General features: G+C 39.6%; 2 protein-coding genes. Both read left to right on the top strand.

Annotated elements, in window-relative coordinates:
* Positions 1-227 (top strand): ISAon1 family transposase N-terminal region protein (locus tag ES677_RS15185; protein ID WP_148381742.1); only part of this gene is annotated, 227 nt, incomplete at its 5' end.
* A gap of 43 nt (positions 228-270) precedes the next feature.
* The coding region (locus ES677_RS15180; protein ID WP_148381744.1) for an ISAon1 family transposase at positions 271-852 on the top strand (582 nt) is incomplete at its 3' end.

Below are 852 nucleotides of genomic sequence, written 5' to 3'. Positions count from 1 at the left end.
TGCTGCCCAAGGAGTACCAATCAGAATTAGCGCAATCCAAAGGCTTCTTGCCTGAGATAACCGTTGAAGATTTCCCTTTAAGAGGCAAATCGGTACTGCTCCATATAAAGCGTAGACGATGGACTCTTATGGGTACAGGGAAAATCATAAAAAGAGATTGGGATTTAATAGCTAAAGGCACTCGGATAACCAGCGAGTTTGCCTCTTTTTTAAAAGGTATCGCTTGATACTAATGCCGTAAGCGCAAAACGGTTTGGCGACTATTATAAGATTAATGGAAAAACCTTACAGCATCACTACAAAAACCATATTAGCGACTTCAAAGATTGGCCCCAAAAGGAACATGCACAGGACTGGTTGCTCTTTGGAAAAAATTTAGGCTACTATTTAAGTTTGGATGAAACCTCTTTGTCCAACGGTGAACTCTACACGATTCTAACCAATAAAGATGCTAACGGAAAGAAAGGTAGCATAGTGGCCATTATAAAGGGAACCAAAGCGAATGACGTCATCAATGTACTTAATAAAATCCCTGTGGGAAGACGAAATATAGTCAAAGAAGTTACTGTCGATATGGCTGGAAATATGAATTTGATCGCTAAAAAATGTTTTCCCAGGACAGAAATCGTGACCGATAGATTTCATGTTCAAAAACTAGCCTCAGAAGCAGTCCAAGAAGAACGTATCCGATTAAGATGGGAAGTTATAGAAATAGAAAATAAAGCTATTGAAGAAGCTAGAAAAACAGAAAAAACGCATAGACCAGAACTTCTCGCTAACGGAGATACCCATAGACAGTTGCTGGCCAGGAGTCGATATCTGCTATTTAAACCAAAGACCAAATGGACTGCA

The organism is Bizionia gelidisalsuginis (assembly GCF_008086185.1).
Lineage (GTDB): Bacteria > Bacteroidota > Bacteroidia > Flavobacteriales > Flavobacteriaceae > Bizionia > Bizionia saleffrena.
Note: the sequence above shows the minus strand (reverse complement) of the source record. Positions and strands in the feature narration are given on the sequence as shown.